Origin of the sequence: Mycobacterium sp. E2699 (assembly GCF_001666745.1) — a bacterium.
Classification (GTDB): Bacteria; Actinomycetota; Actinomycetes; order Mycobacteriales; family Mycobacteriaceae; genus Mycobacterium.
On record NZ_LZJH01000146.1, the window covers coordinates 1 to 923 of the forward strand.

General features: G+C 67.7%; 1 protein-coding gene. It reads left to right on the forward strand.

Annotation, left to right across the window (positions count from 1 at the left end; translation table 11 throughout):
• Positions 1-923: HNH endonuclease signature motif containing protein (locus A5696_RS25285; protein WP_156738586.1), on the forward strand; the 923-nt coding region annotated here is incomplete at both ends.

Here is a 923-nt window from a genome sequence, read left to right on the forward strand (position 1 = left end):
GGCCAACGTGAGGGGTTGATCGGTGACGGGCACATCAAGGTGATCCGCGGCTTTTTCGCCCACCTGCCCGCCGAGGTGGACCTGTTCACCCGGCAAGCCGCCGAAGCCGACCTGGCCGACAAGGCCCGCGGCTATCGCCCCGACGAGCTGGCCAAATACGCCCAGCGACTCATGGCCTGCCTCAACCCCGATGGTGAATTCAGCGATGCCGAGCGGGCTCGTCAGCGCGGGATCACGCTGGGCGATCAGCAATTCGACGGCATGTCGCGCCTCAGCGGGCTGGTGACCCCGGAACTGCGGGCCGCCATCGAAGCCATGCTGGCCAAACTGGCCGCGCCGGGGGCCTGCAACCCTGACGACCAGACACCCGCGGTCGATGAGACACCCGACGAGAATGCCGTGCGGCGCGACAGCCGATCCCGATCCCAGCGCAACCACGACGCCTTGCTGGCCGCGCTGCGCGCGCTGTTCGCCTCCGGAGACCTGGGTCAACATAACGGCTTGCCGGTGTCGATCGTGGTGACCACCACGCTCAACGAACTCGAGGCCGCCGCCGGCAAGGCCCTGACCGCCGGCGGCACCCTGGTGCCGATGTCGGATGTGATCCGCTGGGCCGGCCACGCTCACCACTATCTGGCGATCTTCGACAAATCCAAAGCGCTGGCGTTGCATCACACCAAACGGCTGGCCTCACCGGCGCAGCGCATTGTGCTCTACGCCAAATATCGTGGCTGCACCAAACCCGGCTGCGACGCTCCGGCCTACCACAGCCAGGTCCACCACGTCCGCGGCTGGACAACCACCCACCGCACCGACATCGACGACCTCACCCTGGCCTGCGGCCCCGACAACCGACTCGCCGAACAAGGCTGGACCACCCGCACCAACGCCCGCGGCGAAACCGAATGGATCCCGCCCCCGCA